Source organism: Mycobacterium sp., assembly GCF_040509115.1.
In the GTDB taxonomy this organism is placed as follows: Bacteria; Actinomycetota; Actinomycetes; order Mycobacteriales; family Mycobacteriaceae; genus Mycobacterium.
In genome coordinates this window covers 1-20,205 of record NZ_JBEVLO010000139.1, presented here as the reverse complement: position 1 = coordinate 20,205, position 20,205 = coordinate 1, and the positions used below count along the sequence as shown (strand labels likewise).

Annotated in this window: 14 protein-coding genes; 9 read left to right on the top strand and 5 right to left on the bottom strand. The window is 65.1% G+C overall.

All coding sequences use genetic code 11. From position 1 onward, the window contains the following. Positions 1–23: 23 nt before the first annotated feature. A complete protein-coding gene (locus tag ABW137_RS10440) occupies positions 24–863 on the bottom strand; it encodes an IclR family transcriptional regulator (RefSeq protein WP_526399562.1) in 840 nt (279 codons plus the stop codon). A gap of 476 nt (positions 864–1,339) precedes the next feature. On the opposite strand from ABW137_RS10440, the gene ABW137_RS10435 reads away from it, so the two are divergent. Next, a complete protein-coding gene (locus ABW137_RS10435) occupies positions 1,340–1,612 on the top strand; it encodes a hypothetical protein (protein WP_526399560.1) in 273 nt (90 codons plus the stop codon). A 26-nt stretch (positions 1,613–1,638) separates the two neighbouring features. On the opposite strand, the gene ABW137_RS10430 is transcribed toward ABW137_RS10435, so the two are convergent. The 3 genes from ABW137_RS10430 to ABW137_RS10420 form a co-directional block, all read right to left on the bottom strand. After that, positions 1,639–2,391, bottom strand: a complete 753-nt coding sequence (locus tag ABW137_RS10430) for an IclR family transcriptional regulator (protein ID WP_526399558.1) — start codon at positions 2,389–2,391, stop codon at positions 1,639–1,641. A gap of 166 nt (positions 2,392–2,557) precedes the next feature. Further along, positions 2,558–3,340 (bottom strand): alpha/beta fold hydrolase, encoded by a 783-nt coding sequence (locus tag ABW137_RS10425; protein ID WP_526399556.1) that lies wholly within the window; start codon positions 3,338–3,340, stop codon positions 2,558–2,560. A 390-nt stretch (positions 3,341–3,730) separates the two neighbouring features. Next, on the bottom strand, positions 3,731–4,582 hold the full coding sequence (locus ABW137_RS10420; RefSeq protein ID WP_526399554.1) for an alpha/beta fold hydrolase: 852 nt from the start codon (positions 4,580–4,582) through the stop codon (positions 3,731–3,733). Positions 4,583–4,774: 192 nt separating this feature from the next. Here ABW137_RS10420 and ABW137_RS10415 point away from each other — a divergent pair, with 192 nt between their 5' ends. The 5 genes from ABW137_RS10415 to ABW137_RS10395 all read left to right on the top strand — a co-directional run bounded on the left by ABW137_RS10415 (position 4,775) and on the right by ABW137_RS10395 (position 10,955). Beyond that, entirely contained in the window at positions 4,775–6,484 is a 1,710-nt protein-coding gene (locus ABW137_RS10415) for a PHA/PHB synthase family protein (RefSeq protein ID WP_526399552.1), read from the top strand. Between the two features lie 82 nt (positions 6,485–6,566). Continuing rightward, positions 6,567–7,415, top strand: coding sequence for an alpha/beta fold hydrolase (locus ABW137_RS10410; protein WP_526399550.1), 849 nt, complete (start codon positions 6,567–6,569; stop codon positions 7,413–7,415). Positions 7,416–7,598: 183 nt separating this feature from the next. Next, a complete protein-coding gene (locus ABW137_RS10405; RefSeq protein ID WP_526399548.1) occupies positions 7,599–9,029 on the top strand; it encodes an MFS transporter in 1,431 nt (476 codons plus the stop codon). A gap of 22 nt (positions 9,030–9,051) precedes the next feature. Further along, positions 9,052–9,906: a transketolase gene (locus ABW137_RS10400; protein ID WP_526399546.1), complete on the top strand. Its 855-nt coding sequence runs from the start codon at positions 9,052–9,054 to the stop codon at positions 9,904–9,906. After that, entirely contained in the window at positions 9,903–10,955 is a 1,053-nt protein-coding gene (locus ABW137_RS10395) for a transketolase family protein (protein WP_526399544.1), read from the top strand. The genes ABW137_RS10400 and ABW137_RS10395 overlap by 4 nt, the downstream gene beginning before the upstream one ends. Positions 10,956–10,997: 42 nt before the next feature. Here ABW137_RS10395 and ABW137_RS10390 read toward each other — a convergent pair whose 3' ends face one another. Continuing rightward, positions 10,998–16,499 (bottom strand): ATP-binding protein, encoded by a 5,502-nt coding sequence (locus tag ABW137_RS10390; RefSeq protein WP_526399542.1) that lies wholly within the window; start codon positions 16,497–16,499, stop codon positions 10,998–11,000. Positions 16,500–16,991: 492 nt separating this feature from the next. Between ABW137_RS10390 and fabG the strand changes: the two genes are divergently transcribed. The 3 genes from fabG to ABW137_RS10375 form a co-directional block, all read left to right on the top strand. Then, positions 16,992–17,825 carry a 3-oxoacyl-ACP reductase FabG gene (fabG, locus tag ABW137_RS10385; protein ID WP_526399540.1) on the top strand — a complete coding sequence of 278 codons (834 nt, stop codon included), beginning with the start codon at positions 16,992–16,994 and terminating at the stop codon, positions 17,823–17,825. Between the two features lie 72 nt (positions 17,826–17,897). Next, positions 17,898–19,844, top strand: a complete 1,947-nt coding sequence (locus ABW137_RS10380; protein ID WP_526399538.1) for a 3-oxoacyl-ACP synthase III family protein — start codon at positions 17,898–17,900, stop codon at positions 19,842–19,844. 90 nt (positions 19,845–19,934) lie between these two features. Beyond that, on the top strand, positions 19,935–20,205 hold a 271-nt coding region (locus ABW137_RS10375), incomplete at its 3' end, for an SDR family NAD(P)-dependent oxidoreductase (RefSeq protein ID WP_526399536.1).

Sequence of the window (20,205 nt, the reverse complement as noted above, 5' to 3'; positions counted from 1 at the left end):
CGGGTCCAGGTGGACGGCGCCTGCTATTGCGCTGCCGAGACGGCATGGCGGTATCCGACCTCAGGCTCCAAACCGCCAACGGCGTGCAGTTCGGTGGCGAGTTGGCGTGACAGGCTGCGGCACGCCACGGTGAGTGCGCTGCTGGCCGGCTTGAGGTCGTAGTTCGTGCCGTCGACGGTGAGTTCGATCGCGGCCGCGACGCGACCCCTGGCGTAGAAGACCGGCATCGCAATTGCCGTTTGGCCGCGCTCGAATTCATTGCGCGACGTTGCGAGCTGCGTCAGCCTGATGAGGGAGAGTTTCTGGCGCAGGACGTCCCCCGACGTGATGGTCTGAGGGGAGTAGGCGGTCAATCCCCCTGCAATGACTCGTTGTACGACCTCGGGTGGCGAGAAGGCAAGCAGGGCCTTGCCCGAGGCGGCCGCATGTGCGGGTACGACCCGGTGTAGCAGCGACTCGGCCCTCATGCGCCCTGGGATGTGGCGTCCCCGCAATTGAAGTGTGAGAACGTCAACTCCGCGCAACAGGCCCAGTCGCACGTCGACTTGAGCGACTCGGGATAACTCGTCGAGTACCGGCAGTGCCCGGATCACCGTCAGTGTGTACGAGCAAGCTTCGGACTCGGAGTGCTCTCCGGTAATCATGCGCAGCGGCAAGGCGATTCGATAGCTGCGCTCGTCTGTTCGCTCCAAGAGCCGCCAGGCGACCAGCTCCGAGGCCAGGCGGTGCGCAGTGGAGGTGGGCAGGTTTGCGAATCGGGCGATGTCGGTCAAGGTGTGTACGCCGTCATCGGCGAACGCCATCAGGATGGCGGTGACCTTGCTGGTCACTGACCGCCCGGGATCAGTCGAATTTCCCGCCACGTCGCACTCCTCATTCCTTCGTGACGAGATTCCCAGCCACAGCCAGGCTGGCGACGAAAGCGGCTGGCAATGGCGGAGAGTCGCGTCTCTGCACCCTAGGCCGCTTCGGTGACCCGCTGCCGCGGATTGCTCGAATCAGAGCGGCCGAGGCTGCGATCATCGGTGGGCGGTCGACGGGCGGCAGCCAACCGGGACGGCCACATGCGACGTGGTCGGGTAGCCACGTGTTCGTCATCGGAGCGCGCATAGTCGTCATCGGGGCACGCATAGTCGTTCGTCGAATGGGGTGTGTGCATCGGGCCCTTCACATCGACTTTCGGGTAACTCCATCGTGGACGGGCGAGCCGCCCCGGGGCCACGACTTCTTGCTGGATGGAACTTTCGCGCGGGGCTCTACCGTCGACTCCCGGCGAGGTGCCAGACTCCGATTTGCGCATTCATCACGACGCTTTGAGGACCTACGAAGGAGTATGAGAATGACTCAGACGGAGAATTTCACCGCTGACATCGAAGCGGCCGCACAGCGCGTCAAGGAGACGAGCGACCGGGTGCTTGCGCTGAGCAAGGAGAACGGCTTGGTCTGGTTGGAGGCGTACGAGAAGATGCTCAACGGTGTGCTCAAACTCGAGGAGGAGACTGCCAAGGAGCTCAAGGTGGACTGGGTTGAGACACTGGTGTCAACCCAGGCGGACCTCATGCGGGAGACGTCGCAGGCCTATCTCGGGGCAGTAAAGGATCGCCTGAAGTAGCGCCGACGCTGCCAACAGGGTCGGTCTCACTTGGGGGTGCCGCTGAGTTCACGCGACAGACCTCCACACGCCACGGCGAGCGCGGGGGCCACTCGGGCCAGGTCGTCCTTTGGATTTGCGACCTGCACCTCCATGGCTGCAAGAATCCTGCCGTCGGCGAACACCGGCATCGCAATGCAATGGTTTCCGGGTTCGAGTTCGTCGGATGCCACGGCGACGTGTGACTGGCGCACGGTGCTCAGACTGTGGCGGAACTTCTCCGGCGACACGACGGTGTGACGGGTGAACTGGGTGAGGCCCTTGGCGATGAGGCCGTCGGCAACGCGGGTGGGGGAGAACGCGAGCAAGACCTTGCCGACGGCGGTCGCATGAGCGGGCAGCGTCGCTGCGACGTCGAAACTCGTCACCGGATAGTGAGGTCGCTTCTCCACGTATCTGACGTCGCTGCCCGACAGAACGCCCAAGCGGGCGGGACGATGAATGGCCGTGGACAGGTCGTCCAGGACGCATGATGCGCGTTCGGCGAGCGTCGGAGGCCCCCATTCAGACATTCCGATGGCGCGCAACGGCGTCCCAACGCGGTAGTGGCCATTGTCGTCACGCTCCAACAGCCTTCGGCTGGCGAGCTCCACCGCGAGGCGGTGCGCCGTGGAGACGGGCAGTCCCGCCAACCGGGCAATCTCGGTTAGTGACCGATCTTCGCAATCAGTGAAGGTGAGCAGTATCGCGGACACCCTGCTCGTCACCGACTGACCAGGTTCGATCGAATTTCCCGCCACGGATATCACCTCAATGTGATTGAACTGGAGATGTCGCCATAGCAGGGTCTGGGTTCTGGACGTCGTCTGCGATGCTCTCACGCCTCCTCATCGTTTTGGGAGAAAGCGCAGATCGCGTGCGTTCGTCCATTGGGCTCGGCACGTTGCCACTCTCGGGTGATCGACCTCAGGGACGATTCACCGCCTGACATGCTTGCAAGAGTTTTTCGGCGAACAGCTTCGGCGCGGCGATGAAGACGCCGTGATCGCCATCGACCATGATCACCGTGGCGTGGGGAAGCGCCTCGGCGAGTTTCAGCTGCCGACTGGTTGGCACCACCGAGTCCCTCGTCGTCACTAGAACGCACACCGGCACGTCGACATCGCCGATCCATTGGTGCGACGTGAACTCGCCGACGGCTGCGACCGCGGCAGCTACGGTCGCCATGCTCGTCAGGCTCATCTCGTCGTGGACGTAGGCGCGGCTCTCGGCATCGAGGTCGTTGAGGTAGCCAAGGCCGCCGAAGGCGTCCGCCCCCAGCACTCGAAGAAAGGGGTTCAGTTGGGCGGCGGCGGCGACGACCGGTGATAGTGACGCCGCCATGCGTTCGACCGCGGATCCGAGGAAGTTGCGCGAAGCGGCACCGAGAACCAGTCCGCTTACCCGGTCGGGGTATCTTCGCCAGAGCTGCTGTGCGACAAGGCTTCCCATGGAATAGCCGCAGGAGATGAACTTGTCGATGCGGAGATGATCAGCCAAGGTCATGATGTGGTCCGCGCACTCTTCGATCCCAAACTTGGTCCATGGACGGATACCGCGGCCATGGCCTGGGAGGTCCGGTGCCACGACTCGGAATCGTTCGCACAAGGCCGGGTAGGCCGCTCCCCAGTTGAGGTCGGCCGTCATGCCGACACCGTGCAGCAGCATCAGTGGCGGATTGACGGACGATGCCGTGTCCCGGTAAGCCATCAAGGCTCCGTTTTTGAGGGCGAAGGTGGCGCGCGGACCCATGGTGGGCGACGGGACGTGAGATGGCATCCCTAGCCGACAGGCTTCGCTGGGCTGGCTCTGTGCTCACCGGTGTCTTGCGCGCCCGGATCGTTCTCGTATTGGCATGCCACTCGCGCCATCGTCGAAGCTCCTTCTCGTTGGCCGACACCACCCGTCCATGGTTCGTCGTCCCATGGTCGGCCGTCGCGGCCGTCGCGGACCGTTGTTTCCCGCTGATCGGAACCAGGGTCGCAGGCGAATCTCGGGGCCTGTCGAAGCTCGGGGGCCTGTCGAATCGTCGCCGTCGAAGCTGGTGGGCAGGCCGGCCACGGTGGCAGAGGCCGCCGAGATGGTTGATGCACCCGTCGGCTAGATCTCGGCGCGCTCAACGAGGCTGTTCAGCTCCGCCAGCACGCGGTCGGGAAACTGAAGCGGTACGAAGTGAGTGGCAGGTAGCTCGACGTATTGGCTGTCTGGTGTCCGGCCGCTGGCGGCCCGCATCCTTTCCGCCGAGGTGATCGCGTCCCACGTGCCGGCCAGGTAGGTCACCGGGACGTCGACCTCGGCGAGATCCATCGCCGGGTGGTCGCCAACCGCGCGAGCGAGGCGGGAATACCAGGGCCAGTCATGGTCGGCGAATGACTTGAGCACGCGCAACAAGGTATTCGCGTGAGCCAGGTCGGGACCGAGGGTGCCCAGGCCGCGCGGGTTGAACCGGCCATCGGGGGAGCCGGGCAATCCGTCGCCCAGTCGATTGAGGACCGGGCCGAGGTACCGCATCAGGTGCGCACCAACCTTGCCCGCGCGGGGGCGAAGAGCGCGAGGAAGGGGGTGCAAGAGGGCCTCGAACGTCCCACCTGGAACCCCGGCGACCGCGAGCACGCCCGCGATCCGTCCTTGGTCCCGCACGACGCCCTCGAACGCAATGTTCACGCCCACCGACCAGCCGATGACCATGGCCCGGTCCAAACCGTAGAAGTCCATCACCGCCATGAAGTCGTCGGTGTGATCTGCGACGGTGATTCGCGACTCGTCGCTGGGCCGCTCCGATCCGCCGAGTCCGCGGTGGTCCCACGTCACTACTTGGAAGCTCTCGGTCCGCTCGTTGATGGCCGGCCAGGCCTCGTGCGGCGTGCCGAGTCCGTTGCAGATCACAACGGGAACTCCGTGGCCCTCGTTGCTCCACGAGCGCAGGCGCGTCCCGTCCGCTGATGTCACCATGTGGTAGCTCAAACGCCCGACCCGTCTGCCGTTGTCCCTGGAGATCTCCCAAATGGTAGGTCCGTTGATCGCGTCGGAGGTGTGCTGTCGCAACGATCCCGCTGGTCGGAAGGCCGTGCCTTCGGCTTAGGACCGGTTTCCGAGCAGTGGAAGTTTTCTCCGCTCGCCTGTTCGGGCGCCCATGATGGGCCAATGACAGAGACTTCGTGGGATGTCGCTCTGCGGGCGGCCGACGTCCTGGCCCCGGAATCGAACGCGCTGTCTCATCCCGACGACGTGGCTCGACTCGGGGACGCGTTGGTCAGCGTCGTCCGCCAAGCCGCAGGCAACCCCCTGCACCTGGCCAATGTGGCGATGCACCTGGCAGTGGCATTGGCCCAGGTGCCGCCCAGAACGTTGACCCAGTGGCTCGGCGATGGCAAGACCGTCCCTCCGGGCCTCGACCCCAAGGACCGGCGATTCAGCGATCCGGCGTGGACCGGCAACCCGTTCTTCGTCGCGCTTCGGCTGGTGCACGCGGCGACCAGTAGGTCGGTGCTCGAGCTGATCGATCCGCCGGGCGCCAACCCCATGACGGCCAAGAAGGCGCACATGCTGGCGAAGCTCAGCCTGGACGCCTTGGCTCCGACGAATTTCCTGCCGACCAATCCCGCAGCACTCAAACGAGCCTTCGAAACCGGCGGGCGCAGCCTGGTAATGGGTGCCCGCAATTTCGTGGACGATTTGCGCACCAATGGCGGTCGTCCACGACAGGTCGACACGTCACCCTTCGTCTTCGGCGAGAACACCGCTGCCACACCGGGAAAGGTGGTCTATCGCAACGATCTCATCGAGCTGATCCAGTACGAGCCGCAGACCGAGAAGGTTCACGCCGCGCCGCTGCTGTGCAGTCCGCCGTGGATCAACAAGTACTACGTGATGGATCTGGCGCCCAAGCGCAGCTTCATCGAATGGGCCGTCCAGCACAACCGCACCGTCTTCGCAATCAGCTATCGCAACGCCACCGCAGAGATGTCAGGCGTCAAGATGGACGATTACCTCCTCAACGGACCGAAGCAGGCGCTCGACGTCATCTCCGACATCACCGGTAGCGACACCGTCGACATCGTGGGCCTGTGCCTGGGGGGTGCGCTCACCGCGATAACGGCCGCCTATCTTGCGTCATCCGGTGATGAGCGCCTTGGCGCCGTGACATTGCTCAACACGATGCTCGACTATTCCGATCCCGGCGAACTGAGGGTCTTCACCGACGCGAAGTCGGTTGCGCGCCTTGAGCACAAGATGTCTCAGACCGGTTACCTCGACGGGGTTTCGATGGCGGGTACCTTCGACGCCCTCCGTGCCAACGATCTGATCTTCAACTACGTGGTGTCGAACTGGCTGCTCGGACAGAGTCCGCCGGCGTTCGACATCCTGGCCTGGAATGCCGACAACACCCGCATGCCAGCGGCGATGCACAGCTTCTATCTGCGAAAGTTCTACGTGGAGAACAGCGTCGTACGGGGCGAGCTGGAATTGGCGGGCAGGCACATCGAACTCGGCGACATCAAACACAACGTCTATGTCGTCAGCGCCGAGAACGACCACATCGTGCCTTGGCGCTCGGGTTACGCAACGACCCAGCTGGTGTCGGGACCCGCGCGCTTCGTTCTGAGCAGTGGTGGCCACATCGCCGGGATCGTGAATCCGCCCGGCCCGAAGAACTGGTACCTGGCCGCTGACGAGGTCCCCGCCGACCCAGATGAGTGGCGGCGCGGCGCAACTCGTCACGAGGGCTCGTGGTGGGAAGATTGGGCCACGTGGTCCGCCACGCACGCGGGCGACCTCGTCGATCCTCCGCCGACGGGCAGCGACGCCTACCCGGTGGTCTGCGATGCCCCCGGAACCTATATCAGCACCTAGCGCCGGCTCGAGTTCGTTCAATGGAAGCGGGGAACGTGTCTTCCGGTCACGGCCCCGATCCGTCCGGCATGGGGGCCGGCGCTTGAGTACCGTCACTCGGATCCCGTTGGCATCCGGCGTCGTTCACGTCGAGTCGAACGGTGATCCGCTCGGCAGCCTGGTGCTGTGCGTCCATGGTCTGTCGGCAAACTGTCGGTCATTCGATCGACTGGTGCCCGCACTCGTGGCAGCAGGTCACCACACCGTGACCATGGACCTGCGGGGTCGGGGGCACAGTGAAATCACCCCGCCCGGCACGTATGGCTGGCACAGTCACATTCTCGATCTGCTGGCGATCGGCGAGTTCTTCGGGGAAGCCTCGTTCGGACTGGTCGGTCATTCGATGGGCGGATTCATCGGCATGGAGCTCGCTGCGAGCTACCCCGAGCGCTGCCACGCACTCGTTCTCATCGATGCTCTCGGTGTTCCCGAGCCAAGTGCCCTGGTTGCCATCGCACAGTCTGTCAGCCGGTTGGGGCGGACGTATCCTTCGTCAGCGGCGGCGGTATCCCACGTTCGCGACTCGGGCCTCATCGCGCCGTGGAACACGTTCTGGGACAGGTACATCGAGTGGGAGCTGGCCCCGGGCCCAGGTGCGACCGTCCAGTGTCGGACGAGCCTGTCCGCGGTGCAAGAGGATGCGGCCGACGCCGCCGAGCACGACGTGTACGCGCTATGGTCGCGGATCCGCTGTCCGACGTTGCTGATCCGTGCGACGACGCCGTTGGGGAGCAATGGTGGGCTCGTGGTCTCGGCCGCAGACGCCGAGCGCTTTGCGGCTGATTTCGGCGTCGCAACGGTGGTCAACCTGGACGTCGACCATTACACCGTTCTCGTCGACCCGGCCGCCATAGGCGAGATCGACCACTTCATGCGGTCGTCCGATCGTTGATCGGTATCCGTAATGCGTTACACAACAGTGTGATTCGGTCCAAGGCCTGCCGCACTTCCGGCCAGCAGGACGAGGATTGACACCCCTCACGCCTCGGGGAAATCTTGATCGCAGACGAGCCGTACGGTAGGCATCCGTACTCGGACGGTGGCGCCCGCCAACGGAGCTACGCAGGAGATCAGCATGAGTGAGCAAAGGCCTCCACAACCCGAACCCAGCCTGGAGGGGACGGCTCACTGGCATCCCATCGAGGGCACACCGGAGAAGAAGCGGGTCGCGATCGGCTGCTCGGTCGGCGCAACGATCGAAACGTACGACTTCATCGGTTTTGGCACGGCTGCGGCCTTGTACTTCAACACGGTGTTCTTCCCGGCGTCCGACCCGCTGTCCGGCACGCTGCTGTCGTTCGCCACCCTGGGCATCGGTTTCGCCGTGCGGCCCCTGGGCGGCATCATCGGCGGATATCTGGGCGACAGGATCGGCCGCAAGCCCGTGCTGGTCGGCTCACTCTTCCTGATGGGCTTCGCCACCGTGCTGATCGGCATGCTGCCCACCTACGACATGGTCGGCATCTGGGCACCGATCCTGCTCGTGGTCGTACGCGTCGTTCAGGGCCTTGCATTCGGCGCGGAATGGGGCGGCGCGATCCTCATGGTCTTCGAACATGCCCCGTGGCGCAAACGTGGCCTCTTCACGGGCATTACCCAGGCGGGTTTTCCGGTGGGCCTACTCTTGGCCAATTTGGCCTTTCTGGTCAGCGTGCCACTTGGTGAGCAATGGGCCTGGCGGGTGCCGTTCCTGCTCAGTGCGGTGCTGATCGTCGTTGGCATTGCAATCCGGCTCAAGATCGACGAGTCGCCGGAGTTCGAGGAACTCAAGGAGGACGGCCAGCTCTCCGCGAACCCGATCTTCGAGGTGCTGCGCGACGACTGGCGCAACGTACTGCGAGCGTTCTGCCTGCGCGTTGCCGAAACTGCCGGTTACGCCGTAGCCGTGACGTTCATGCTCTCCTATCTGACCAGGGAAGAGCTGGCCGAGCGCGCCACCACCTTGACCGCTCTCATGCTGGCGGCCGCGATCGGAATCTTCGCGACGGTCTTCTGGGGTGGGCTGACCGACCGAATCGGACGTCGGCCGGTGTATGTCTTCGGCACCATCGTCACGGTGTTGTGGGGCATTCCGCTGTTCCTGACCGTCAACACCGGTGCGTCACTGGCGATCGTCGTCGCCTTCGTCATCAGCTACGCCGTCTGCCAGAATTCGCTCGCCGGGGTACAGGGTGCCTGGTTCTCCGAGCTGTTCTCAGCCAAGACTCGCACCAGTGGCGCCTCGCTGGCCTATCAGCTCTCGGCGGTGGTCTCGGGCTTCACGCCGCTGGTGGCCACGGCTCTTTACAGCCGCACCGGCTGGATCGGTCCTGCCTTGCTGTTCAGTGGTTACGGCCTGCTTGGCCTCATCGCCGCCACGATGACCAAGGAAACCTGGGGCGCGGTCGAGCGGCAGGAGGTGGAGCTCATCGAGAGGGAGATCATTCGCGAGCGGGAGTTGGGCAAGCGCATCGTTCCGGAAGCTGCGTCGTGGGCGCACCGGACGGAATCCGAGACGGCGAAGTGAGCGACAAAGGGGTGCACACGTCATGACATCCGTCACCACCGACCAGCAGATCGAGCGCGTCACCCGGTTGCAAGACGCGGCCTACCGGATCCGAAGCCATGCACTGGACATGGGGGAGGTGCAGGGGCAGGGCTACATCGGGCAGGCGCTTGGTGTCGCCGACGTCCTGGCCGTGGCGTACTGCGACCAGTTGCGGTTCCGGCCCGCAGAGCCACACTGGCCCGAGCGGGACCGGTTCCTTCTCTCGATTGGCCATTACGCGATCGCCCTCTACGCCGCGCTGGCGGAATCCGGCGTCATCGAGGAGGGGGAACTTCAGACCTACGGATCAGACGAATCACGACTGCCCATGTCGGGAATGGCCTCCTACACACCAGGAATGGAGATATCCGGCGGCTCATTGGGACACGGGCTGGGTGTCGCCAACGGCATGGCGCTGGGACTGCGGCACCTGGGCAACCCGGCGCGGGTCTTCAACCTCCTCTCCGACGGTGAGCTCGACGAGGGCTCCACTTGGGAGGCCGCGCTGGTCGCGGCCCACCACGGGTTGGACAACGTGACCGCAATAGTCGACGTCAATGCCCTACAGGCAGACGGCGCAACCGAACTGGTGCTGAGCACTGAGCCCATCACCGACAAGTGGCGAGCGTTCGGCTGGTACGCCCTGCGGGTAGACGGCAATGACATTCGAGCCCTGGTGGCCGCGTTCGATGAACTGGCCGAACACCGCGGCTCACCCAAGGTGCTGATCTGTGACACTCGCGTGGGGCGGGGGGCGCCCACGCTGGAGAATCGGGAGAAGGCGCACTTCATGCGTGTCGAAGAACACGAATGGCAGATCGCCCGTGACCAATTGAAGGAGGGGCAACGCCGATGACCACCGCAGCGCCACGCAAGAAGCTCACCACCTCGGCGATGATCGCCTCGTTCGCCGACCCGGGTCAGCCCACCACCAGCGCGCCCTTCGGACACGCGCTGGCACAACTCGGTGAGGAGCGGCCCGAAATCGTGGGCTTGTCGGCAGACCTCGCCAAATACACTGACATGCACGTCTTTCGCGAAGCTCATCCCGAACGCTTCTTTCAGATCGGCATGGCGGAGCAGGCTCTACTCGGAGCCGCCGCCGGCATGGCCGAGGTGGGGTTGGTGCCCTTTGCCTCTACCTACTCGGTGTTCGCCACCCGGCGTGCATACGACTTTCTCTGCCTTGACATCTCCGAGCCGGGGCTCAACGTCAACGTCGTCGGCGGCTTGCCCGGTTTGACCACGGGCTACGGGCCCAGCCATCAGGCCACCGAGGACATGGCCATTCTCCGTGGCTGCCCGGGGCTGACCATCGTCGACCCGTGTGATGCCGTCGACATCGAGCAAGCGGTACCGGCGTTGGCGTCCTCGCCGGGACCCAGCTACATGCGGCTGCTGCGTGGCGCGGTGCCGAGGGTTCTCGATGACTACGACTATCGCTTCGAGTTGGGCAGGGCCGCCGAGCTGCGCACCGGTCGCGACGTGGTGATCATCTCCACCGGGCTCATGACCATGCGCGCCCTCGATGCCGCATCCCGCCTCGAGCGCGATCACGTCGACGTTGCCGTCCTGCATGTGCCAACGGTCAAACCGCTTGACCAAGAGGCGATCCTGCGAGCGGCGCGTACCGATCGGCTCGTCGTGACCGCAGAGAACCACACGGTGATCGGTGGGCTCGCGGAGTCGATCGCCGCGACCCTGGCCTTTGCGGGAGCTGGTCGGCACATCGTTCCGATCGCACTGCCCGACGAGTTCCTTGCGGCGGGCGCACTGCCGACCCTGCACGATCGCTACGGCCTGTCGACGGATGCAATCGTGAATCGGATCCAGACCGAACTCGTCCGAAGCGGCCGCCACCACCACGGGCCCTGGGCAGTCGATCCCGAACCACCCAGCGCCTGACCCAGGCACGCGTCGAGCCGACGCTGACCACCACCAACGAGCTCAGTGACCGATCGCGGCCAACGTGCGGGCCATCCCGCGCTCCACGGCTGCGACGATGCTCGGACGCAATTCGGCCGCGGGAATGATCGAGTGCACCGAACCCACCTGGCGGGCGCGTTCGACGTTGTGCACGGCTTCGAATTCCGCTGCCACCTCACCGAGCTTGTCCGAGCGCACGGCGGACCGGGTGGCAGCCAGCTTGACGCGCAGGCTGGCCCTCTCCGAGTCGTCGGTGCACGCTGCGAGCAACGCTTCGACCTCGCGGACGGCGGGGTCTGCTGCGGTGCGGGCGTTGACATCCCGTGTGAACACCACCGCTGCCGCGGGGGCACCACCGATGACCGAGGAGAACGACCCCTCGACGGCGAGCACTTCCATGTTGTCGTTGAGTGCATTGGAGAACACCACGAACGCGCCGCCGTGATAGCGCGAGACCACGCAGAACACGATCGGCCCGTCGAAATTGACGATGGCGCGGCCGATTTCGGCGCCGTTCTCGAGCTGGATGTTCCGCAGCGACTCGGGCGAACCGTCGAAGCCCGACAGGTTGGCCAGCACCACTAGGGGTCGATTTCCGCTTGCGGCGTTGATGGCCCGCGCGGTCTTCTTCGACGACTGTGGGAACAAGGTCCCTGACGTCCATTGGTCCGGGCCGTCGGCAGGCACCCACCCCTTACGGGGGATGACCCGCGATTCGATGCCGATGACGCACACCGGGATTCCGGCCAGGTGGGCATCGAACACCACCGAGGTATCGGCGTCGGCCATGTCGGCCCACCGCTCAAGTACCGCGTGATCCTGGTCGACCACCGCACGCATGACCGTCCGGATGTCGAACGGCTTCTTGCGATCCTTGTTGGTGGCTGCCGAGAAGATGTCGCCGACGGTGGTGAACTCACTTGACGGATGGTGGTGCGGGAACGTCCGCACGTCGCGGTCAGTGGGGTCGGAACTGACTGCCCGGCGCGGAAAGCGTTCGGTCGGCGCCACATACGCATGTTCGTAGTGCGCGAACAGGATGTCGCATGCGCTCTGCAGGTTGGGTGCCCAGTACTGCGCCTGACCGTTGCGTCCCATCACGCGGTCATAGCCGCCGATGCCGAAGTTGTCCTCCGCCGACACCCCGCCGGAGTAATCGAGAGACTGCTTGCCGGTCAGCACCATCGCGCTGTCGGGAGTCATGACGAGAATGCCCTTGGTGTGCATCAGCATCGTCGCCTCGGCGTTCCAATACGGTTGCGCACCCACGTTGATGCCCGCGACGACGACATTGATCTCGCCACCGTTCTGGGTGAACGTGATGATCCGGCGGAGCGCACGGGACACCCAGTCCATGTTCTCGGTGCCACTCGCCATCGAAATGGTGGCGCCGGAGGACAACGCGAACCACTCGACGGGCACCGACAGGTTCTCGGCGAGGTCAATGGCCGCGACAACGCGCGCGCACTCGGCTTCCGCCACTGTGCCAAGCGCTTTCGTCGGGTCACCGAACAACGCGATCCGCGTCATCCCCTCGGGGTAGCGAGTGGTGGGCACCGACACCTGGGCGACGATGAGACCGGCCGTGTTGCGCCCATACGGGCGGTCCACGGGCACGAACGCACCGTCGGCGTCGAAGTCGTACTCGATGAAGCTGCCAGTGCTACCGATCAGCAACGGGATCAGTTCGTACGGGTACACCGTGCCGCGGGCCAGGGAGCGCTGCACCTTCTGCGTGTACTCGTTGAGCGGGCGCAGCGGCTCGGTGGGGGGCGCGGTGACATTCGCGACGATGCCCGCGCCCGCAGTGTAGGAGAAGCGAATTGCGATGCGGCTCGGCTGCGCGGTTTGCTCGTCGATGATGCCTGCCAGGATCGTGATGTCTTCGATCCCGGCGTTGACCGTCAGCGGAGCAATACGCCGCGCAATCGCACCCAGTCGGTCGGCAGGGATGTCGAGCACGGGCCAGACGTAGAGCACGACGCGATTGGCGTCGAGCCGCTTCTTGCCCCGCCGGGCCTGCGCGCGGCGGATGCCGTCGAGACAGGCCGAGAGGGTGCGCTCGATCGCCGGGACGGCGACCACCTCGCCGTCCTCGTTCAATTGCGTCGTCACGTCACGTACTTCGGCCAGTGCCACGAGGCGCTCGTCGGACGGGTTCTCGTTGGCGACCACGTGGAACAGGTAGGTACCTTCAGCGGCGGGCAGGCGGGTGCCGTCGAAGTTCTTGAGCCGCCACAGATCCAGGCGCTGGCCGGTGAGTGGGTGCATATCGCGGATCGACCAGTCCTCCGCCACGGCGCCGTCGTCCGTCGGACGGAAGGTGGCCTGGTGCACGTCGCCGGCGACCACCGTGACCGTGACGCGCCGCCAATCGGTCACGCTCGGATGTGCGGCGAGCACTTCACGAAGCGCCGCGGACAGCTCATCGCCGTCGGTGGGCGCGTCCGGCCAGGACAGATAGATGTCGACGACCAGGCCGGCGGGTTGGGGTCCGGCGATTCCGTCGACGGCTTCAAGGGTGGCCGACAACCCAGCACGGTCGGTCACCGTCGACACCAAGTGCAGCTGCTCGCCCACCAATTCATAGCTGCCCGTGACGAATTGCACGCCAGCGCGCTCGAATGCAGTGACGTCTTCCAGTGCGCGGATCTCGTAGTACTGCCGCGTGATCACCTCGAGCAGCGCGCCAGGGCTGGAAATGCGTTCCGCCAGAAGGTCGATCAGCAGTTCCGGGGTGGCGACCAGCGCATCGACGCGTGCTGCGTAATCCGGCGCGTCGGGGTTGTCGGCAAGGTACTGCAGGCCGTCGCGCACCTGCGCGTAGACGTGCTCCCGTGCCGTCCGGATCTGAGGCTCGTCGAACAGCCGGAACCGCAGATTCCGTGCGATGTCGCCGATCACGGGATAACGCACCTGTGTCGCTGCGATCAGCCGCTCCAGGATCTCGCCCACGTCGTTCGTCGAGACGGATCCGACTTCCTCGGCGCTGAGCCAGCGACCGAGCCGCGCCGTGATCACGGGGACCACGTTCTCCAACCGCTGCAACGCGAGGAATAGTCGGTAGACAGCTTCTTCCAATTCGGGGCCGGGTTCGAGGCTGTCGACGTCGTAGATGCGGAGCGCGCGGGCGATCTTGGTGCGGAACGCTTCTGGCAGGCCCTCCAGCTCGGCGTCGAGGGAACGCAAGAACGAGTGGAAGTACTCGCGTGGGCTGTGAACGCTCTCGTCGGAGCTCTCTTCGTCCAGCGTCGGACGGTTACGGGACAGCTCGCAGATGTCGGCGAAGGTGCCAAGGAGATCCAGTTCGGCCTCGACGAGTTCGGCATCGTCGAGCGGCAGGCGGCCACGGAATTCGTCGTACTCCGCGACGAGGGTGCGTGCCCGGCCTGCGCTGAAGTCGTAACCGGCGATCAGGGCCCGCAGCGCCGCGAGCCGTGTCAGTGCCTCCGCGCGTGGATCCCCGGTCTCGCGCTTCGGCTGGACGCGGAACTGCACCCGCGGCGCCGTTTCAGTGGCCGCGGTGTCGCCGAGAGGGTCGAAGCGCAACAGTGCAGCGCCGGCGTCGACCTGACCGTTGACCACGGCGTATACCTCGCGAACGCGCCCCGCGGCCGGTGCGCGCACCGCGGTTTCCATCTTCATGCTCTCCAGCACCACCAGAGTGGCGCCCGCCTCGACCTCGTCGCCGACGGCCACCGGAAGGGCGACGACCACGGCGGGCGAGGAGGCTCGAACCAGGCCGGCTTCGTCCTGGCTGATCCGGTGGCTGATGCCGTCCACCTCGACGAGGAAGCCAGTGGGACCGGCGACGGTGACGACGTGGAAGCGCCGGTCGCCGAGGGTGAGGCGACTCTCGAATTCCCCGAGTCGTTCGACGTCGACCGCCAACGCGCCGCCGGCGCCCTCGAGTCGGTAACACTGCGGACCGATTTGTCCGACCGTCAGGCTGTACGGCTGCCCCTGATAATTCAGTTCGACGGTTCGGCCGATGGCGTGCGTGGCGCGGGGTCGACCTCCGCGTGCCGAGCCAAGGAAGGCGGCGCGTTCGATGCCTTCGTCGGCCTCGTAGGCGTCAACCGCAGCCGCGATGAGGGCGATGTCGGCCACCGGGGTGGGGCCGGTCGCGGTTCCGGCGTCGGTGCGGTCCAGCCAGCCGGTGTCGGCGGAGGCAGACACGACCTCGTCACGGTCGAGGAGTTCCAGGAGGAACGACTTGTTCGTGGTTCCCCCGTCGATCACGACAGTGGTCTCCCGCAGGGCGGTCCGTAGCCGCGCGAGGGCTTCGCTACGGTCGCGGCCCCAGGCGATGATCTTGGCGACCATCGAGTCGTAGTCGGGGGGGATGACGTCGCCTTGGGCAATGCCGGTGTCGACCCGGATGCCGGAGCCGAGCGGGAACTTCAGCAACCGCACGGCGCCAGGTGCTGGCGCGAACCCGTTGTCGGTGTCTTCCGCGTTGAGCCGAGCCTCGACCGCATGGCCGAATTCGGGTGGGCAGTCGCCGGCGAGAGCGCCGCCGCTGGCGACGAAGATCTGTAGCTTGACCAGATCGATGCCGGTGGTGGCCTCGGTGATCGGGTGTTCGACCTGCAGTCGGGTGTTCACCTCGAGGAACGTGAAGGCTTTCTGTTCCGGCTGGTACAGATACTCGACGGTGCCTGCGCCGCGGTACCCGGCGGCGCGGACGAGCTCGGCGGACACGCCTCGAAGGTGGTCGGCCTGCTCGTCGGTCAGCAGAGGCGAACTCGATTCCTCGATGACCTTCTGGTTTCGGCGTTGAATGGAGCAGTCGCGCACCCCTGGTGCCCAGACGTTGCCGTAGTTGTCGGCGATGACCTGCACTTCGACGTGGCGCGCATCTGTGACGAGGCGCTCCAGGAACACCACGGGGTCGCCGAAGGATCGCTGGGCTTCGCCCTGCGTTCGCTCGAGTGCCACTTCGAGTTCGTCGGGGGCGAAGACCTTGCGGATACCGCGGCCGCCGCCGCCACTGCGGGCTTTGATGATCAGCGGATAGCCGATGTCCGCCGCGTGGCGCCTGGCGTCCTCGCGGGTCGCTACCGGGCCACCGCTCCAAGGTGCGAGCGGAACGTTGACCTTCTCGGCCAGCAACTTGGCCTCGACCTTGTCGCCAAGCGCCGCCATGGCGGCGGGGGTCGGTCCGATGAACGTCAGAGCCATGCGCTCGCAGAGTTCGGCGAACGCGATGTCCTCGGCGACGAATCCCCAGCCAACCCACACCGCATCAGCCCGTGACTCGCGCAGGGCGCGTTCGAGCTCGACGTGGTCGAGGTACGCGATACCGCCGGATTTGCTGTGCAGCGTCACCGCTTCGTCGGCTTGGCGTACGAACATGGCCCGCCGCTCGGCATCGGTGTGCAGAGCGATAGTCCTTATGCCGCAGTTGTACTCGGCATTCAGCTCTCGCACTGCCCTAATCAGGCGTACAGCGGCCTCACCTCTGTTGACCACTGCAATTCGCCCAGGAAATGTCACTGTCAACGGATCGGCGTCCGGCATTGGCACAGTGTAGTGGGGATACGGACCGCAGGCGGCCGTCTTTCCACTGAACGGATTGGCAGGCCCACACGTCGAAGGGGTCCGCGTGCGCAGCCGTCGGGCGGCCCACCAGTGGGTGTCCGGGGGGTCTGGCAAAGGCTTCCGGTCCGGGTTTCCGACGATGCCCTGGACGCCCTCCAGCCCTGGTGTGCCCGTGACGTCAATCCGTCGGAGATGGTCTCCCGTCCGGCATTCTCGCTGGATGCCACTGCGCACGAGCATGTTTGACGTCGTTGGGTCCGATGCGCCGACGGGCGCCATCATGGGTCGGGTCGGCCTACCCGCGACCGATCGCGGCAGCGTCGACCCATCGCAGCTTCTGCTCGGCGACGTCAGCCGACGGCCTGCACCCGGACCGCATTCTGCCCAGCGGGAAGGTTCGAGCGGGCTGAATTCTTTCGGTGAGAATGACCTCTACGTATTTTCCGCGGATTAGGGGTGCTCATGACGGCGATGACCGAAGTTGACGAGATCGGCGAGCTTCGGTCGGAATCGGCTCGCGGAGCGAAACTCCGTGGGCGCGTGGCTTTTGTGACGGGTGGCACGCGGGGAATTGGCGCGGCGATCAGCAAGAGCTTGGTCAATCAGGGTGCGACGGTCGCGGCGGGGTACGGCAGGAACGCCGAACAGGCACAAAAGTTCCTCGCGGAGTTGGCGGACGGCCATGCCGACTCCGAGGTCAGCGTGCATCAGGGCGATGTGGCCAGTGCGTCTGACTGCCAGCGCACGATCAAGGAGGTCATCGACCTCCACGGTCGGCTGGACATCCTGATCAACAATGCGGGCATCGCCATCGACAAGACGGTGGCCAAGATGAGCGAAGACGAGTGGAACAAGGTCATCGGAGTCAACCTGTCGGGGGCGTTCTTCCTTGCCCAGGCCGCATTGGCGCACATGCTCGAACGCGGCAGCGGCCGGATCGTCATGATCTCCTCGGTGATTGGCGAGACGGGCGCGATCGGTCAGGCCAACTATGCGGCGTCCAAGGCCGGGCTGTTTGGCTTGACGAAGACTCTCGCCCGAGAGGCATGTTTTCAGATGGGGCGCGCGGGCCACCCGCAGGACGGCATCGGGGTCACGGTCAACGCGATTACCCCGGGATTCGTGGCGACCGAGATGCTAGAGACCATTCCCGCCAAGGTCTTGGACCGCATCAAGGGCACCATTCCCATGGGCCGGTTGGCGCAGCCGTGGGAGGTGGCTCGGGTGGTGCACTTCCTGGCCGCAGACGCCTCGGGGTACATCACCGGTCAGGTTTGGGGGGTCAACGGCGGTCTGGACATGTGAAGTCGGTGACGCCTCATCTAAGTCGCCGCGCAGGTCAACCACGTAAACGTCTCAGCGAAAAGGTGATCGGCAATGCACGCCTTCGAAGTCAACACGCATGGCAAGATCGTCTTCCCGTCCAATTGCTTTCCGGACATCGACTTCTCCACCTTCGCCACCCTCGAACAGCTCGACGCCGTGGTCCGGCGGGACTTCGATTCCAAGGCGCCAACCGGAACCGACATCCTTGACCAGATCAAGACCGGCGCCTACCAAAGCAAGTTCGAGTTGATGCGAGACATGGCGCTCAACCTGTTCTGGGCGAACCGGTTCAAGATAACGATGTACGACGTGCAGCCGACGCGCTGGGCCGACGTGCCGCGCCGGCGTGACGATCTCTTCGTGCCCATCCTGACACCGTGGGAAGATCGTGAAACGAAGGTGTCCGCGGTGATGTCGGCGTATCCGAATCTTCCAGCCCAGTGGGACGGCGAAGTCGAGGACAGCATCTTCGAGATCCTCTTCGACGTGTTCGGACATCGCCGAAACCACGCGACCAAACTTTCGCCCGTGGTCCCCACGGTTACCGATCTGTTGTCGAACCCGGCCAACCAAACGCTGAGACTCAACCGCTTCGATCCGGACTTCCGCCGGTACAGCTATGCCGAGATCATCGACTGCAACGAAGAGGTGGCCGAGCTGGAAGCGCTACGCCGCTGGTCGATGGTGTTGCACAACCAGTACCCGTGGGACCGCGGCGAGGCGGCTCTCACGCCTGTCGGAGAGTTGCGCGACGACGACTACGTGGTGGTGTTTCATCCGCGCGACCGGGAGGTGCAGCACTTCCTGTCCCGCGTCGCCTCCGGGCACAGCTCGAAGAAGGCCCGTCGGGCAGTGCCAACGGTGCACGCGCCGGTTCGCCCGTATCCCGCCATCGACATACGCAACGACTTGCCAGTGCAACCTCGTATCGAGGCCCTTGCCGCGGCGCAGGGCGATGTCGTGTGCACCAATGAGGATCTGATTAGGAACAGTGCCTACAACTGGTCGCCGATGTCCGCGGAGGAGATCAGTACCAAGACCGGTATCGAGCAGCGGCGCTATACCTCCGGCAGCCTCGAGGATCTCGCATTGAAGGCCGCGGTGTCGGCACTGGGCCATGCTCAGGTGGGCCCGGAGCAGATCGGGGCCGTCATCGTGTGCACTTGCACCAGCTCTCGACTGCTGCCGTCCGTCGCCACGTGGATCTCCGGTGCGTTGGGGATCGGGCAGACACATTCGTCGTTCGACCTCGTCGCGGCGTGTGCAGGCATGAGCTATGGGCTCGCGGAGGCGACGCGAATACTCCAATTGGTCCGGCGCCCAGTCCTACTCGTGTGCGCAGAGAAGTTCTCCGACAAGATCGGCAACGTCCGGCCGTCGCGGATGATCTTCGGCGACGGCGCGTCGGCCATCGTCCTGGGTGTTGCCCCACCGGGTTCGCCGCCGGACATCGAGTACATCCAGACGTATGCCAGTGGTCCAGTGAGCCAAGTCAATTCGATCCTGTGGCCCAACCCCTCGTTCGGCAACAACGTCACCGTCTTCGGTCCCGAGGTGAAGACGCTGGCTGGGCGCTATCTCACGCAGATGCTGGGAGATCTGAGAGCCCTACCCGACCCCGACGGCGTTGCCGAGTCGCTACTGGACAGTGTGGACTTGACCATTCCGCATCAGGCGAACAAGACCATGGTGGTCGATCTGGCGATCGCCGCTGGATTGTCGCCAGATCAGCTCTACTTCAACATCGAGCGGATGGGGAATGCCTCGGCGGCAAGCATTCCGCTGGCGATCAATGACGCCGTTCACGATGGCGTCATCGACAAGCCGATGCGGATCTTCGCGCCGGGATTCGGCGCGGGAGCGGTGGCCGGTTACGCAGTGCTGCGAATCGATCCCGCGATCGTGGCACCGAACGACGGGACGGCCCCCGCGGGAGAGTCGACAGCGTCCGAACTGCCGACCACCAGTGCTGGGGTCGACATGGCACTTGCGTTGTGATGACACCGATCTCACCGATGGCTGGCGGCCTGCAGCCGACCGTGCTGTCGCCGCCGGTGTGCAACCGACCTCAACGAAGGAGGGAATGAAATGTCCACGCCGCGTGCGGCCGTCGTCACTGGCGCGACGTCAGAACAGGGCATCGGCGTCGCCGTCGCCCGCCGCTATGCGAGGGAAGGTTGGGGCGTGGTGGTGCTCGACCTGGACGGCGAGAGGTCGGCCAAGGTGGCCGCCGACATCGGCAACCAGTTCGCCGTGGCCGCGTTCGGACACGCCGTCGACGTCACCTCCGAGGCCTCGGTCGCCGACGCCGAGGCTGCCGTCGCGGCCGAGGTGGCCGCCGGGAACCTGCCGCCGGTCG

Bases quoted from the DNA above. Each gene is read 5' to 3' on its own strand.
- ABW137_RS10435 (WP_526399560.1), top strand. From the start codon at position 1,340: ATGACTCAGACGGAGAATTTCACCGCTGACATCGAAGCGGCCGCACAG.
- ABW137_RS10425 (WP_526399556.1), bottom strand. From the start codon at position 3,340: ATGGCTTACCGGGACACGGCATCGTCCGTCAATCCGCCACTGATGCTG.
- ABW137_RS10420 (WP_526399554.1), bottom strand. From the start codon at position 4,582: ATGGTGACATCAGCGGACGGGACGCGCCTGCGCTCGTGGAGCAACGAG.
- ABW137_RS10415 (WP_526399552.1), top strand. From the start codon at position 4,775: ATGACAGAGACTTCGTGGGATGTCGCTCTGCGGGCGGCCGACGTCCTG.
- ABW137_RS10405 (WP_526399548.1), top strand. From the start codon at position 7,599: ATGAGTGAGCAAAGGCCTCCACAACCCGAACCCAGCCTGGAGGGGACG.
- ABW137_RS10400 (WP_526399546.1), top strand. From the start codon at position 9,052: ATGACATCCGTCACCACCGACCAGCAGATCGAGCGCGTCACCCGGTTG.
- ABW137_RS10395 (WP_526399544.1), top strand. From the start codon at position 9,903: ATGACCACCGCAGCGCCACGCAAGAAGCTCACCACCTCGGCGATGATC.
- ABW137_RS10390 (WP_526399542.1), bottom strand. From the start codon at position 16,499: ATGCCGGACGCCGATCCGTTGACAGTGACATTTCCTGGGCGAATTGCA.
- fabG (WP_526399540.1), top strand. From the start codon at position 16,992: ATGACCGAAGTTGACGAGATCGGCGAGCTTCGGTCGGAATCGGCTCGC.
- ABW137_RS10380 (WP_526399538.1), top strand. From the start codon at position 17,898: ATGCACGCCTTCGAAGTCAACACGCATGGCAAGATCGTCTTCCCGTCC.